This window comes from Streptomyces sp. NPDC006487 (assembly GCF_042870555.1).
Classification (GTDB): Bacteria; Actinomycetota; Actinomycetes; order Streptomycetales; family Streptomycetaceae; genus Streptomyces.
Genome location: NZ_JBIAHN010000002.1, coordinates 1 through 13,039 on the forward strand (window position 1 = coordinate 1; position 13,039 = coordinate 13,039).

Sequence of the window (13,039 nt, forward strand, 5' to 3'; positions counted from 1 at the left end):
CAGAGCGTCTACTACGAACCTTCGTAAAAGGACCAAAGTCCTGTGACCTGGGTCACAGCAAGAGCGGGTCGACTGGAGAAACAGCAGGTGAGAGGCGTCCTACCAACCGTGGAGCGGCACCTCCCCCGGCCCGTCCCCCAGCCGTGGGAGGGCGGGGCGAGGAGGCCGCGGAGACCAAGGCTGGGCACGGTCGGCAACTGTCAGATCGGCGTCAGCGTCCACGCCGTCACGGACACGGCCTCCTGCCCGCTGTCCCGGCGCCTGTTCCCGCCCGAGAGCTGAGACGGCCCGGAAGCCGGAGCCCGCAGGCGGGCCTGCAAGATTCCCGATACCGAGCACCACCGCCCCAAGTGGCAGCTCGCGCTGGACATGCTCGACGAACTCGACGGCATCGCTCTGCGGCCCGCCGCACTGGTCGCCGACACCGGTTACGGCGCGAACGCGGACTTCCGCCACGGCCTCGAAGACCGGGACCGGCCTACGTCCTGCAGGTGAAAGCGGAGATGACCGCCCACGGCGAGGAGGCCGAACCACACCAGCCCGCATACAGCGGGCTGGACCCCAAGGCCGCTTCCCCGCTACCGCACCCTGGCTGGTCGCCCAGTGGCCCGAGGGTGAAGCGGAGACGGTGACGTACTGGATCTCGAACCTGCCCGCCGACATTCCCGCCAGGGATCTGGTCCCCCGGGGCACCCCTACGACACCAACCAACAAAGCCCTACTGGGCCGCCTCAGGTCGACGGCACGCCGGCGGACGGGTCTCGGACCAGGGCTTCGGCCAGTTCGGCCCGGGTGAGGTCGAGGCCGCCCTCGGCTCCGGCGGCGCGCTTGCGGCGCACCGCGGCGCCGACACAGTGTTCAACGCGGCGGAGCCGGCAGTGAGCGCGCAGCATGGCCCGGGCCTCCTCCTCGGTGGCGAACCCCTGGTGGAGGACCATGCACAGACGGCAGCGCCAGAAGTAGCCGCGCTCCGGGTCGTGGCCGAAGCACACCGGAGCCTGCTCCGGGGCCCCGGGGCAGGCGGTGCACGGCCGCTCGCACGAGTGCGGCACGGTGGTGGCGTCGGCGGTGGACGGGCCGCCGTGGACATGGCGGACGTCGTGCTGGGTCATGGGGATCTCCGTGGGGTGCTGTGGCCGTACGGATGTGTCCGGGCGCGCCTGCTCCGGCCGCCGCCGGGAGGTCCCCCTGCGGTGCGTCGTGCCGCTGCCCGCCCGTACGCACCACCACTCAATCGCGGTGTCGAGTACGCGCCCCTCCCCCGACCGGTCAGCCGCTCGGGTGGTCCGGCGGGCCACCGACCGGCGGACGGCCGTGCGGCACGGGCCTTGGCGCAGGCCTGTCCGGACGTTGCGGGAGGCTTGACGTGCCCGGACGGCCGGCCCGAGGGCTGCCCGTTCGCTCCCCGTGCGGCCACCCGGGTCAGCGCCCGCCCTCCCAGGAACCGAACGGCGCGGCGGGGTACGGGCCGTGGCCGAAGAGGCCTGCGACAGCGTGATCGTCGGCTCCGGGCCAGTAGCGGCCGAACGCCGACCATTCGGCCACCATCTCGTCGTACACGGGGGTGTTCACCCTGCTGGGCGCGGGCACCGGGGCGGGAACGTACTCCCGTGCGCCGGACGCCACGGGTGCGTGCGCCGGCACGAAGACGGATGCGGGGTCGGAGAAGGCTCCCAAGGAGGGGACCTCGTGGGCGAAGGGGTCCTGCTGAGGTACGGCGGTCAGGGGGATCATGTCGGGTCTTCCTTCGGAGGTGGCGGGTGGGCCACCGATGCTGCGCCGCCCGGTGGCCGGGGTCCACCGGCGCTCCCGTTGCCCGGCGCCGAGCCGCCCGCAACCCCCCGTTAAGGAAGCCGTCCGTAGCTTCTGCGGCATGCGTGCACACCGCGAACAACACCGCGACCGGCAGCCGTTCGGCGCCGGCGGCCGAGCCGAGCCGAGCCCCGGAGGGGGCCGGGCGGACCGGCGCGGCCCCGCCGGCGGCGACCCTGCGTCCGTCCGGGGACGGGCGGGTGGACCACCCGCCCGGCTCCGTACCGGGTGGCGCCGCTTCGTGCCGCGGCCCAAAGCGCTCCTGTGGGGCGCTCTGGGCGGCCTGCTCCTGCTGATGGGGCTGTTCGGGGCGGGCTACCTCCTGGTGGACGTCCCGGACCCGAACAAGAAGGCCGTCGCCGAGAGCAACGTCTGGCTTTACCAGGACGGCAGCGAGATCGGCCGCTCCGGCGTGGCGCGGCGCACCAGCGTGACGCTGGCGCAGATCTCCAAGGCCGCCCAGCAGGCGACGCTCGCCGCGGAGGACCGCAGCTTCTACACCGACCCCGCCATCTCGTTCAGCGGCATCGGGCGGGCCGCCCTCAAGAACCTGACCGGCGGCTCCCGCCAGGGCGGCTCCGGTCTGACGCAGCAGTACGTGAAGAATCACTACCTGACCCAGGAGACCTCCCTGACGCGGAAGTTCAAGGAGCTCTTCATCGCGGTCAAGGTCAACCAGAACATGTCCAAGGACGAGATCCTCCAGGGCTACCTCAACACCAGCTACTACGGCCGCGGCGCCTACGGCATCCAGTCCGCGGCCCAGTCGTACTACGGGGTCGACGCCAGGGACCTCACCGCCGCTCAGGGCGCCTACCTCGCCACGCTGCTCAATGCCCCGAGCCGGTACGACGTCAAGCAGTCCCCCGAGTACCGCGACCGCGCCGTCGCCCGCTGGAACTACGTCATGGACGGCATGCGCGCCACGGGCGCGATCACCGCCGAGGAACGTGCGGCCGCCGTCTTCCCCGAGCCCGTCGCCCCCAAGCGGGACGAGGGCATGGGGGGCCAGAACGGCTATCTGATGCAGGCGGCGCGCGACTACCTCGTCGCCGGCGGCACGGTGACCGAGGCGGAGCTCGACGCCGGGGGCTGGCGGATCAAGACGACCTTCGACAAGGCCAAGCAGGCCGACCTCGTCACCGCCGTCGACAAGGAGTTGCGCTCCAAACTGAAGCCGCAGAGCCGTGAGGCCGACCGCAACGTGCGGGCGGGCGCGGCCTCCGTGGAGAACGACTCCGGCAAGGTCGTCGCCCTCTACGGCGGCCCCGACTACCTCAAGCAGTTCGTCAACGACGCCACCCGGCACGACGTCCAGGCGGGCTCCACCTTCAAGCCCTTCGCCTACGCCGCCGCCCTGGAGGGGAACGCGACCAACTCCAGCGGGCAGCGGATCGGGGCCCGGACCCGGTACGACGGGAACAACGGGTACACCTCGCCCAGCGGGTACGCCCCGGGCAACCAGGGCGGCAAGAGCTACGGACAGATCTCGGTCCGCGAGGCTATGGCCAGGTCGATCAACACCGTGTTCGTGCAGCTCGCCGCGGACGCCGGCCTCGGATCGGTCCGCAAGGCGGCCGTCGCCGCGGGCCTGCCCGACACCACCCCCGAACTCAGCGCGGTCCCGTCCCTGCCGCTGGGCGTCGCCACGCCCAGCGCCCTGGACCTGGCGGGCGCGTACGCCACCTTCGCCGACCGGGGCGTACGCCACGACCCGCGGCTGGTCCTGGAACTGAGCCACGGCGAGGAGCAGCGGGAGCTGCCCGAGGCGAAGTCGGCCCGGGCCTTCAGCACCGAGACCGCGGACTCCGTCACCGACGTGCTCCGCTCCACGGTGAACGCCTCGTACGGCAGTGGCCGGGCAGCTCAGGCAGCCGGGCGGCCGGCGGCGGGCAAGACCGGCACGACGAACGAGCACAAGTCGATCTGGTTCATCGGGTACACGCCCGAGCTGACGACCTCGGTGGGCGTCTTCCGCGAAGAACCCACCTCGCACGCCCGCCAGAGCCTGAGCGGCCTGGGCGGCCAGAGCAGCGGCGGTGGCGGCTTCCCGGCGCGCGTGTGGGCCTCCTACACCAAGGCCGCCCTCGCGGACACCGCGGTCAAGAACTTCCGCACGTCGAGCGGCACCGGAACGTCCTCGGACACGGACGACGATTCCGGCGGCTCCCGACGGCCGGCCCCCGACGACGGGAACCGGCCTGGCTCCACCCTGGTGGTCCCGACGCCCGCCACGCCCCCGGCGTCCCCGTCCCCGGCGGACCCCAGTCCCTCGGATCCCCCGGTCGTCCCGGATCCGTCGGACGACCCGCTGCCGGGCGACGGGGACGGGTCGCCCCCGCCGCCTACCCCGCCGTCCGATCCCTCGTTCCCTGGCGGGGATCCCCCCGCCGACCCGCCGTGGCCCCCGTGGCCCCCCTCGCCGACGCCTTGACAGATCACGTTCAGTTGCGCGGCCTTCCCCCGCGCCGTCCGCAGACCCCAGACGCAGACGCTGACCGCCCATGAGCGGCAACCGATAAGGATGGTTCCCCATGTCCCACCACGACCGCACGACCAGTTCCGACCGCCCGGCCGACTCCGACCGGACCTCGTGGCGCCCCCATTCACCGCCCGGCAGGCCGCTGTCCGGCAGGCACCGCAAGCCGGGCGGCGTGGCGGGCGTCACGGCCATGCGCACCGGTGTGGTCACCGGGGTGCTCGGCACCGTCGCAGCGGTCGCCCCGGTGGCGGCCGACGCGAAGGAGGACGACCGGGACCGCCACACCGTCACGATGGAGCTGGACCTGAGATCCCTGCTGCATTCCAGCTCGGCCGTGACCTCGGACGCCATCTCGGAGACGGCCGACCGGTTCGCACGGGAGGCGGCCGCGAAGAAGGCAGCGGCGCAGAAGGCGGCCGCACAGAAGGCCGCGCAGGAGAAAGCGGCGGCGCAGAAGGCCGCGCAGGAGAAGGCAGCGGCGCAGAAGGCCGCGCGGGAGAAGGCAGCCAAGGAGGAGGCGGCCCGCGCCAAGGCCGCCAAGGCCCAGGCCCAGGCCGGCAAGGCCAAGGCCAAGGCCGGCCAGCCGAAATCCGCGCTCCCGGCGCCCGTCAAGGGGGCCGCGGCAGCCGTCGCGTTCGCCCGGGCCCAGGTGGGGGGCGCGTACGTCTACGGTGGCACGAGCAGGGCCGGATACGACTGCTCCGGGCTCGTGCAGGCGGCGTACAAGGCGGCCGGGATCAATCTGCCGCGCGTCTCCCAGGACCAGTCCAGGCTCGGTCGGGCGGTCCCGCTCAGTGCCCTCAAGCCCGGCGACATCCTCTACTGGGGCGGCAAGGGCAGCGCCTACCACGTCGCCATCTACATCGGCGGCGGGAAGTTCGTCGGTGCGCAGAACCCGTCGACCGGCGTGGCCGAACGGAGCATGGCCTACGACCCGCCCTCCGGAGCGGTCCGCCTCGTGTGACGGACGCGGGAGCTTCGGACATCTCTCCTCGATCGAGGTCGACTCGCCTCCGGTCCACCGCCACGGTTCCCGGCCGGGTCCACGGCAGTGGGCGGGACGGTTGCCGTCGTGGCGGAACCGGTCGGCCCGGCGCGCTCCGCGGCCTCGGCGATCTCCCTCGCCCCGGCTTCGGCCCGCCCGCGCCCCGCCCCTCTGCCCATGCCCCTACCCCTGCCCCCACCTAAGGAGGTCCCACCATGAGCCCCCGTACCGCCCGCCGACGCCGTGCACACCGCGCGCCCACGCCGTTGCGCGTCAAGGCAGCCCTGACCGGCGTGGGCAGCCTGGCCCTCGCGGCGGCCTGCGTGGCGGGGATGGACCTCCTGCGCTCCCCGGCCGACGTCCCGGCCACCACCGCCTTCGGCGTACCCTCCTCCAGCGCCCCTCCCCGGACTCCGTCCGCGTCGGCCCACACATCGTCGAAACCGGCCGTCACGCCCAGTCGCACCGCCTCCCGGGCGCCGTCGCCCAAGGCGACCCCTACGGCGTCCAAGGCCCCCGCGCCGAACCGAAGCTCCAAGAAGCCCGCGCCGGCCCCGAGCAAGACCCCGGCCAAGAAGACTCCGGCGCCCCCGCCCGACGCCGGCTCCCAGGCCTCCGGGAGCGCCTCCCAGGCCTCCGGGAGCGCCTCCCGGGCCTCTGGGAGCAGCGATGCCCAAGAGGTCGTCCGTCTGGTGAACGTCGAGCGCGCGGCCGCCGGGTGCCCTGCCCTGAAGACCGACCCCGTCCTGACGAAGGCGGCCCAGTCCTACAGCGACAGCATGGCCGCCACGGGGAACTTCTCCCACACGGGATCGGACGGCTCACAGCCGAAGGACCGCGTCGAGGCGGCCGGCTACTCCTGGTCCCAGACCGGCGAGAACATAGCGATGGGCCAGCGCGACGCGGCGGCCGTGATGGACTCCTGGATGAACAGCCCCGGCCACCGGGCCAACATCCTCAACTGTTCCTTCACCGAGATCGGCGTCGGCATCAACAGCGGCGGCGGCCCCTGGTGGACCCAGAGCTTCGGTACCCCGGCCTGACCCCCTCCGCCCCAATGCCCCGGTGCCCCGGCACTCGTACGGCGAGGGACCCACGCGCGGGACGTGCTCAGGCGAGGTCGAAGCCCGCGTAGACCGTCTTGCCGCGGGCCGGTTCCGCCGCTGCCGCCCTGCGACGCCGGGACACCACCCCCCAGTGGTCGGCGAGCGCGGTCACCAGCTGGCATCCGTAGCCCCCAGCCTCGCCCTTCGCCTCGTCCGCGGGCTCCCTGGGGACCACGTCCGACGCGTCCTCGACCTCCACGACCAGCTCCCCCCGCTGCCACCGGACCCGGACCTCGTCGGCGCCGCCACCGTGCCGACACGCATTGGTGACCAGTTCGGAGACGACCAGCAGGACGTCGTCTGCGCGGCTCCCGGCAGCTTCGCATCCCGCGCGGCGGCACTCGTCGAGGACGTCGGAAACCATCCGGCGAGCCTCGCGGACCGCTTCGTCCCGGCCCTCCGGTCGGAGGGCGGCCGGTGAGGTGTACGGGGTCGCGTTCATGGTCCATCCCGATCTGACTGTATGCCGGATATTGACCGATATGCCCGTTCTACTGCTTCTGTAATGAGAACCGGGCCGAGCACCCCGGGGCATCGGCCATCGAGCCACACAACACGGGGACACAGCCCCTCCACCGGTCGAGTGCTCCTCCACCGAACGGCCCCCCCGTCCGGCGGAACCGGTGGCACCGCGCGCCGGGAACCCTGGGCCAGGGGCCCGGCACCGAGGACCGACGACCGGGCGGCCCCGCCAGAGCCAACAGAGCAGCAGCCCCCGGCCAGGGGGCGGACGGGAGCCCATGCCGTGAACACGGCCACCAGACGCACAGCGGTGCTGCTCCTCCTCATGGTGCTGGCCCTGCTGCTGCGCGCCAGCTGGGTCCAGGCGTACGAGGGCAGGGCACTCGCCGACAACCCCCTCAACCGGCGGGCCTCCCTCATGCGCTACGCCCGGCCGCGGGGCGACATCTACGCCGGCGGGCGGCCGGTGACCGGCTCCCGCCACACCGGGTCCGGCACCTTCGCCTACCGGCGCACCTACCCGGACGGCCCGCTCTACGCCCCCGTGACCGGGTACGACTCCCAGATCTACGGCACCACCATGCTGGAGAACCTCTATCGGGGTGTCCTCGACGGCACCGACACCCGGCTGAAATCCCCGCTGGACGTCCTGACCAACAGCCCCGGCCGACCCGGGGCCGTCCTGACCACCATCGACCCGGCCGTGCAGAAGGCGGGCTACGAAGCCCTGCACGGCGCCTCGGGCGGGGCGGTGGCCATCGACCCGTCCACCGGGGCCGTCCTGGCCCTGGTGAGCTCGCCGTCGTACGACCCGGGGCGCATCTCCGGCGGCTCGGGAGCCTCGGAGGCCTGGAAGCAGTTGTCGGCCGACCGCGGGCGGGCCATGGCCAATCTGGCGCTGCGCGAACCCGCCGCGCCCGGCTCCGCCTTCAAGCTGGTCACCGCCGCCGCGGCGCTGGAGGACGGGCTCTACCCCTCGGTGGACGCTCCGACCCGCAGCCCCGTGCCGTACACCCTGCCCGGCACCCGCACGTCCCTGCCCAACGAGCAGGCGTCCGCCCCGTGTCGCGACGCCAGCCTGCGTACCGCCCTGCGCTACTCCTGCAACAACGTCTTCGCGAAGGCCGCCCACGATCTGGGCCAGCCGAAGATGCTCGCGATGGCCGAGAAGTTCGGCTTCGACGAACCCGGGCAGGACATCCCCGTCCGGGCCGCGACCAGCGTGTACCCCACCTCCCCCATGGCCCCCTCCTCGCTCGCGCTCACCGGCATCGGCCAGTTCGACGTCACCGCCACACCGCTCCAGATGGCCATGGTCTCCGCGGTCATCGACGACGACGGCAAGCTGGCCGCCCCGTACCTGGTCTCGGAGGTCACCGACAGTGGGGGCAAGGCCTTGCAGAAGACCCCCCGCACCCGCCCCGAGCAGGTGATCAGCCCCCGGACCGCGCAGGAATTGCACAGCGCGATGGAGACGGTCGTCCGCATGGGAGGGGGAGCCTCCGCCCGCGTGCCCGGCGCCGTGGTCGGCGGCAAGACCGGAACCGCCCAGCGCGGTGTCGGCAACAGCAAGAACCCGTACGCCTGGTTCACCGCCTACGCGGACAAGGGCGGCCGTCGGGTCGCCGTGGCGGTGTGGGTCCGGGACTCGGCCACCGGTCGCTCCGCCATCTCCGGCGGACGTCTGGCGGCGCCGGTCGCGGCCCGCATGATGACCGCCGCACTCGGCCGGTGAGCGCGGCCGGCACCCCGTGCGCACATTGCCGGGCGCGGTCCTCGAGGGACCGCGCCCGGCAGGGGCAGTGGTGCCGGGGAGTGTGCGCATCCGGGGGGTGAGGATGCCTTCGCTCAGCCGTGCACCTGCCGGGTTCTCGATCCGGCACGGCTCACCCTGGCAACCCCGGGCCGACCGCCGCCTCCTGCTTCCGGACCGCCTACAGGGGGACCACCGGGCGTCCCCGCACCTTCCCCCGGCGCCCTCCCCCCGCACGCCGTGCGCACGGCCGCCGGAAGGCCGCGCGCGCAGCCGGACTGCCCCGATGTCTACCCCGGTGGTGGCTCCGCCCGGCTCCGCGCCGGGGCATCGTTCCTTTACCCCGCCCGGCACACGCCGGCGGGGCAAGACCACCGAGCACCAGGAACCGACATGCCCCACCCGCCGTCCTCCAGGGCGCGCCGCCCGGCCTCCGGCCCAGCCCGCCGTACGGCATCCCGCCGGCGGGAGCCGGACCGGGACGACCTCGGCCCGCGCCGACGGGCCCGGCAGGACGCTTCCGGCCGCCGCCGGGACGACCGCCGGAGAGGCCGCCGGGACGCCGACCACGACGCCCGTCGGGGTGACCGCCGGGACGGCCCGCACCGCAGCCGGACCCGCCGGAGCGGTTCGCCCGCCGGCCGGATCGGCGTGTTCCTCTGCGCCATGGGACTGCTCCTCGGGCTCTACACGGCGTACTCCCTGTGGGGCACGGACTACTTCGCGGACCGGGCCGCGCAGAGCACGTCCTCGGAGGTGCGCAAGGACTGGCAGCAGCAGCGCTCGGCCGGAAACACTCCGCGCAAGCCGCTCCCGGGGGACTCCATCGGTTTCCTGTACGCACCGCGCATGAGCGAGTCACCGATCCTGATCGAGCCCGGGACCGCCCAGAGCGTCCTGGACAAGGGAGTGGCGGGTGCGTACCCGCACTCCGCGATGCCCTGGGACAAGACCGGCAACTTCGCGCTGGCGGCGCACCGCGACGGCCACGGCGCGAAGTTCCACAACATGGACAAGCTGCGGGCGGGCGACGTGGTGGCCGTCGAGACCCGCGACACCTGGTACGTCTACAAACTCGACAAGACCCTGCCGAAGACGTCCATCAACAACACCGGCATCATCGAGCCGGTCCCCGAGGGCTCGGGGTACACCAAACCCGGCCGCTACATCACCCTGACCACCTGCACCCCCAAGTACACCTCGGACTACCGCATGGCCGTGTGGGGCAAGCTGGTGCGCACCGTCCCGGTCGACACCGCCCGCACGCTCCCGGCGGAGCTCCGGTGACACCCCCTGCGAACGGCCCGGGAAGCGAGCCGCGATGACGACGCACACGAGGATCGACCTGGCCGTGGGCCAGGCCCGGGCGGCCGAGCTGGTCAAGCTCTACCGCGACCGGCTGGTGGAACACGACCACCTCCCCGCCGACCGGGCCCTGCACCTGGCGTGCCAGGCATACGCCGACGGCTACGTATACGTCACCGCCGCACCGGGCCAGGTCTGGGAGCGGAAGGAGAAGGACGGCACCGGCCCCGACCTGCTGCTGATCCTCTCCTTCGACCAGTCCCAAGAGGGCCGCACGGCCTTGTGCGAGTACTCCGACGGCGAGCACGACGAACTGCTCCTCGACGAGCTCCGCCGGCACTACGCCCTCCGCTGCTGGCCCGCCGACGACAACACGGAGCCGTCCGGGCCCTGCCCCGGCCAGCACTGACACGGACGGCCCGCACACAACGGTGGGCACGCTTCTCCCCCGGCCGGTCCCACCACCGGGGGATCGGCCCACCCTGCCCGCCCGGACAGACTTGAGGGAACCGGCCCCCAGGCCACCGCCCCACCCCGTGACCTGCCCGTTCATGCACATCGCAGCGGGACACGGCGCCACTGCGGCCCCCAGAAGTCACGTTGCCCTCCACCATGACCCGCCCGCCGCCGGCCGCACCGACACCCCCGGGCAAGGACCTCTTCGGACACCCGCGCGGTCTGGCCCCCCGGATGTACTGCAGCCAGATGCTCGGCGTGTGGTTCCTGTCCGTCACCGCGGGCGACTCCGACACCGGACTGCTGTGCATGGCGCACGTGAATCCGGACGCCATGCCCGCGGTTGCGATCGAGGCGGCCGTCGCCACCCTGGCCGGTCTGGTCGTCTATCTGTTCCGTGTTCCCATCAGCCGGCTGATGGGAACGGCGGCGTGACCCCAGCCATCGAGCCGGAGATCTCGTGCCGCCGGCGGAGTCATTCGAGTCCCGCCAGCGCCCCCAGGACCGCCTCGGTCCGCCGGTCCAGCGGGCCCGTCGGCTCGAGTACCGGCAGCCCGGGCCAGGCGTCCAGCGGATCGGTGTGGACGATTTCCGCCAGAGCGCCGTCCACGGCCTCGCGCAGGTCCGGCAGGTCCGGTTCGGGCAGCAGCCGCTCGGTCTCGGTGGTCACCCGCAGCAGCACGAGGAGGTCCAGGCTCGACATGGCCGCCTCCAGCACGTCCCGCGCGACCTCCTGCTCCACCTCGCGGCCGTACGCCGCCAGGTAGGCGAGGAGGTCCACGGGCGTGCGGTCGAAGACGACGTCGGCCCCGGGGGTGCGCAGCAGCGCCAAGGAGGTCCTCAGCTGCATCCGGTAGTCGTCGAGCGTCGGAGGATCGCCGAACAGGTAGTCGTCCTCCATCAGCAGCAGGTACGGCTCGTCGACGGGCTCGTGGCCGGGAAGCCGCACGCAGAGCTCCTCGACCAGCGTGGTCTTGCCCGTGCCGTGGGTGCCGGAGACACCGATGCGCATGCGCCGTCCTTCCGCCACGTCCCCAGGCACGCCGGGGTGGTCCCATACCCGTGCTGCCACCGTACGACGCCTGCGGAGCGGGCGCCCGCGATGCCCCGCGGTGGCCGCGGGGCGGGGAAGTGCAGGCGCCGCGGAAGAAATCTAAAGTCGGAAACATGCACCCGGCACACGGTGAGCGAGCGGTGGAGGAGGCACCCGGGCTGACCGCCGGGCCGGTCGCACTGGCCTGGCTCACCCAGTTCATGGTGGGGACCGATCTGTTCGTGGTGGCGCCGCTGCTCCCGGCCATCGCCGAATCGCTCGGCGTCTCCCCGGCCAGTACCGGCCTGCTGATCACGGCCTTCGCCGTCGCGTACGTGGTGGCCTCGCCCTTCGCCGGCTGGCTCTCGGACCGGTGGGACCGGGCGACCGTGCTGGTGGCCGCCCTGGTGCTGTTCTCGGCGGCCAACGCCGCGACCGCCGTGGCACCGGACTTCGGACTGCTGCTGGCGACCCGTGTGGTGGCCGGGATCGCGGCCGCGGCCACCGGCCCCACGGTGTACGCGCTGGTCAGCACGCGGGCCCGGCCCCAGGCCCGGGCCCAAGTGCTGGCCGTGGTGGGATCGGGCCTGCTGACTGCCCTGTGGGTGGGCGCCCCGGCCGGTTCGCTGCTTGGGCGGCACCTGGGCTGGCAGTCCGCCTTCGTCATCCTGGCCGCGGGCACCTTCTTGCTGGCCTTCCCGCACGCCTTCGTCTGGCGGGCCCGGCCCGTCGTCGCGCCGGCCGCCGCGCCGCGCGGGGACGTCGGGACCGGCGCCGGCACCGCGGTGTCCGCCGTCGCCGTGACGGGGCTGTGGGCGTTCTCCGTGTACGGCCTCTACACCTTCCTGGCCGTCGCACTGCACGCCGACGGCAGGGCGGGCTCCGTCGTGTGGCTGCTGGTCGTGTACGGAATCGGCGCCGTGGTCGGGGGGCAGGCCGGCGGCCGCATCGCCGACCGGGCGGGCGCGGTACGGGTCACCCGTACCGCGCTGGCGCTGACCGCCGTACTGGAGGTCGTCGTGGCCCTGGTGTACCCCGTCACCTGGGCACTGGCCTGTGCGCTGGGGCTCTTCGCGGTGGTCGCATACGCCTTCTTCCCCGCCCAGCAGCGGCACCTGGTCGACATGTTCCCGCACCGGGCGACGGCGATGCTGTCGTGGAACAACAGCGCCCTGTTCGTGGGCCTGTCCGTGGTCGGCGCGGCGGGCGGCCACATCCTGCACGCGCTGGACTACCCGGCGCTGCTGTACGTGTGCGCGGCCGTGGCCGTACCGGCGTGCCTGGTCGCGCGGGGCGGACAAGGGCGCCGGCGCGGAGCCCCCGAGAAGCCTCCGGGGAACTGATGCGGTCTCCTTCCCGCCTCCTGCGCCACCACCTCGTGTGACGGTCGTGCACCGCGGACGGCCTCACCGCGCCGGCCGTCGCCCGAGTGCGGAACGGGCCGGGGCTCCACACGGTTCCGTCCCAGGGCGGGAAGGCAGCAACGGCCGACGTTCGCAGAACACCGCGAGGCCACACCGACCGCGCGGGCGAGCGTGCTCGAGTCCCGTCTGTGACGGGGTGCGGTCAGGGGGTGCAGACCGGGCCGGGCCTGGCCTGCGTCGTCCGCGTCCGCGTCCGCGTCCGGGACCGCCCCTGCCACGGA

13 protein-coding genes are annotated in these 13,039 nt (G+C 73.3%); 9 read left to right on the top strand and 4 right to left on the bottom strand.

The annotated features are described in order from the left end of the window. Positions 1–321: 321 nt before the first annotated feature. On the top strand, positions 322–495 hold the full coding sequence (locus ACFYM0_RS02675; RefSeq protein WP_388496715.1) for a transposase: 174 nt from the start codon (positions 322–324) through the stop codon (positions 493–495). A 236-nt stretch (positions 496–731) separates the two neighbouring features. On the opposite strand, the gene ACFYM0_RS02680 is transcribed toward ACFYM0_RS02675, so the two are convergent. Together ACFYM0_RS02680 and ACFYM0_RS02685 are read right to left on the bottom strand one after the other, a co-directional pair. Beyond that, a complete protein-coding gene (locus tag ACFYM0_RS02680; RefSeq protein ID WP_388495858.1) occupies positions 732–1,112 on the bottom strand; it encodes a hypothetical protein in 381 nt (126 codons plus the stop codon). Positions 1,113–1,422: 310 nt separating this feature from the next. After that, the gene (locus tag ACFYM0_RS02685) at positions 1,423–1,734 is read right to left on the bottom strand and encodes a hypothetical protein (RefSeq protein WP_388495860.1); all 312 of its coding nucleotides are present in this window, start codon (positions 1,732–1,734) and stop codon (positions 1,423–1,425) included. A gap of 319 nt (positions 1,735–2,053) precedes the next feature. On the opposite strand from ACFYM0_RS02685, the gene ACFYM0_RS02690 reads away from it, so the two are divergent. The 3 genes from ACFYM0_RS02690 (at position 2,054) to ACFYM0_RS02700 (ending at position 6,322) form a co-directional block, all read left to right on the top strand. Continuing rightward, on the top strand, positions 2,054–4,246 hold the full coding sequence (locus ACFYM0_RS02690) for a transglycosylase domain-containing protein (RefSeq protein WP_388495862.1): 2,193 nt from the start codon (positions 2,054–2,056) through the stop codon (positions 4,244–4,246). A 100-nt stretch (positions 4,247–4,346) separates the two neighbouring features. After that, positions 4,347–5,258: a C40 family peptidase gene (locus ACFYM0_RS02695; RefSeq protein ID WP_388495864.1), complete on the top strand. Its 912-nt coding sequence runs from the start codon at positions 4,347–4,349 to the stop codon at positions 5,256–5,258. Positions 5,259–5,494: 236 nt separating this feature from the next. After that, positions 5,495–6,322, top strand: a complete 828-nt coding sequence (locus tag ACFYM0_RS02700; RefSeq protein WP_388495865.1) for a CAP domain-containing protein — start codon at positions 5,495–5,497, stop codon at positions 6,320–6,322. A 67-nt stretch (positions 6,323–6,389) separates the two neighbouring features. Here ACFYM0_RS02700 and ACFYM0_RS02705 read toward each other — a convergent pair whose 3' ends face one another. Next, positions 6,390–6,827: an ATP-binding protein gene (locus tag ACFYM0_RS02705; protein ID WP_388495867.1), complete on the bottom strand. Its 438-nt coding sequence runs from the start codon at positions 6,825–6,827 to the stop codon at positions 6,390–6,392. Between the two features lie 303 nt (positions 6,828–7,130). On the opposite strand from ACFYM0_RS02705, the gene ACFYM0_RS02710 reads away from it, so the two are divergent. The 4 genes from ACFYM0_RS02710 (at position 7,131) to ACFYM0_RS02725 (ending at position 10,796) form a co-directional block, all read left to right on the top strand. Then, positions 7,131–8,582: a penicillin-binding transpeptidase domain-containing protein gene (locus ACFYM0_RS02710; RefSeq protein WP_388495868.1), complete on the top strand. Its 1,452-nt coding sequence runs from the start codon at positions 7,131–7,133 to the stop codon at positions 8,580–8,582. A 684-nt stretch (positions 8,583–9,266) separates the two neighbouring features. Continuing rightward, positions 9,267–9,887 (top strand): class E sortase, encoded by a 621-nt coding sequence (locus ACFYM0_RS02715; protein WP_388495869.1) that lies wholly within the window; start codon positions 9,267–9,269, stop codon positions 9,885–9,887. A 34-nt stretch (positions 9,888–9,921) separates the two neighbouring features. Beyond that, a complete protein-coding gene (locus ACFYM0_RS02720) occupies positions 9,922–10,314 on the top strand; it encodes a hypothetical protein (protein WP_388495870.1) in 393 nt (130 codons plus the stop codon). A gap of 203 nt (positions 10,315–10,517) precedes the next feature. Continuing rightward, positions 10,518–10,796 (top strand): hypothetical protein, encoded by a 279-nt coding sequence (locus tag ACFYM0_RS02725; protein WP_388495872.1) that lies wholly within the window; start codon positions 10,518–10,520, stop codon positions 10,794–10,796. A gap of 40 nt (positions 10,797–10,836) precedes the next feature. On the opposite strand, the gene ACFYM0_RS02730 is transcribed toward ACFYM0_RS02725, so the two are convergent. Continuing rightward, entirely contained in the window at positions 10,837–11,373 is a 537-nt protein-coding gene (locus tag ACFYM0_RS02730; protein ID WP_388495873.1) for an AAA family ATPase, read from the bottom strand. A gap of 155 nt (positions 11,374–11,528) precedes the next feature. Between ACFYM0_RS02730 and ACFYM0_RS02735 the strand changes: the two genes are divergently transcribed. Further along, positions 11,529–12,737 (top strand): MFS transporter, encoded by a 1,209-nt coding sequence (locus tag ACFYM0_RS02735; protein WP_388495875.1) that lies wholly within the window; start codon positions 11,529–11,531, stop codon positions 12,735–12,737. Positions 12,738–13,039: the final 302 nt, after the last annotated feature.

Bases quoted from the DNA above. Each gene is read 5' to 3' on its own strand.
- ACFYM0_RS02680 (WP_388495858.1), bottom strand. From the start codon at position 1,112: ATGACCCAGCACGACGTCCGCCATGTCCACGGCGGCCCGTCCACCGCC.
- ACFYM0_RS02685 (WP_388495860.1), bottom strand. From the start codon at position 1,734: ATGATCCCCCTGACCGCCGTACCTCAGCAGGACCCCTTCGCCCACGAG.
- ACFYM0_RS02695 (WP_388495864.1), top strand. From the start codon at position 4,347: ATGTCCCACCACGACCGCACGACCAGTTCCGACCGCCCGGCCGACTCC.
- ACFYM0_RS02700 (WP_388495865.1), top strand. From the start codon at position 5,495: ATGAGCCCCCGTACCGCCCGCCGACGCCGTGCACACCGCGCGCCCACG.
- ACFYM0_RS02705 (WP_388495867.1), bottom strand. From the start codon at position 6,827: ATGAACGCGACCCCGTACACCTCACCGGCCGCCCTCCGACCGGAGGGC.
- ACFYM0_RS02715 (WP_388495869.1), top strand. From the start codon at position 9,267: ATGGGACTGCTCCTCGGGCTCTACACGGCGTACTCCCTGTGGGGCACG.
- ACFYM0_RS02720 (WP_388495870.1), top strand. From the start codon at position 9,922: ATGACGACGCACACGAGGATCGACCTGGCCGTGGGCCAGGCCCGGGCG.
- ACFYM0_RS02725 (WP_388495872.1), top strand. From the start codon at position 10,518: ATGACCCGCCCGCCGCCGGCCGCACCGACACCCCCGGGCAAGGACCTC.
- ACFYM0_RS02730 (WP_388495873.1), bottom strand. From the start codon at position 11,373: ATGCGCATCGGTGTCTCCGGCACCCACGGCACGGGCAAGACCACGCTG.
- ACFYM0_RS02735 (WP_388495875.1), top strand. From the start codon at position 11,529: ATGCACCCGGCACACGGTGAGCGAGCGGTGGAGGAGGCACCCGGGCTG.